The organism is Sulfobacillus harzensis (assembly GCF_012933365.1).
In the GTDB taxonomy this organism is placed as follows: Bacteria; Bacillota; Sulfobacillia; order Sulfobacillales; family Sulfobacillaceae; genus Sulfobacillus_B; species Sulfobacillus_B harzensis.
Map to the genome: position 1 here is coordinate 1 of NZ_JABBVZ010000318.1, position 646 is coordinate 646.

Sequence of the window (646 nt, forward strand, 5' to 3'; positions counted from 1 at the left end):
TGACCACCGCTACATGTGTTGTAGTTGCGTCAGTTCAGGCCCTAAATACGGTACAACAAATCTTTTTTCAAGGGAGGACAATCTGTGAGTGAAACCGTTTTGTTGGATTACGAAATTGAGAGCCCCATTGAGCGGGTGTGGCACGCCCTGACTGATCCGGCCACTCTGTCCCAGTGGATGCTTTTCGAGACGAACGACTTTCAGCCTGTCGTTGGACGCCACTTTCAATTTCGCGGCAAGGCGGCGACCGGATGGACTGGGATTGTCAATTGTGAGGTGCTGGAAGCTGACGCGCCGCATCGTCTGTCTTACACCTGGGTGACCGAGGGGCAGATGGGTCGGCACCAGACCACTGTCACCTGGACGCTGACGGAATCTGACAATGGTGTGATCCGGCTTCACTTGGAGCAAAGCGGATTCAATAGCGCCGCCAAGCAGGAAATCGGTGGCGCGAAGTACGGCTGGACGCATCAGTTGAACCAGCTAGAGACTCTGCTTGCATCTCAAGACAGTACGAACGAGGCGTGAGACAGGCCCGAACCCATGGTTCCGTGGTATGCGTCAAACTGTCCCCACCTACCTTAGTTTTTTGTGTGAAACCTGTTGTTCTCATTGATTTTTGTGAAATCCCGGGACCTCTGCGACC

Annotated in this window: 1 protein-coding gene; it reads left to right on the forward strand. The window is 53.7% G+C overall.

Annotated elements, in window-relative coordinates; genetic code table 11:
• Positions 1–84: 84 nt before the first annotated feature.
• Positions 85–528 carry an SRPBCC domain-containing protein gene (locus HIJ39_RS23275; protein WP_169103393.1) on the forward strand — a complete coding sequence of 148 codons (444 nt, stop codon included), beginning with the start codon at positions 85–87 and terminating at the stop codon, positions 526–528.
• The last annotated feature ends 118 nt before the right edge of the window (positions 529–646 follow it).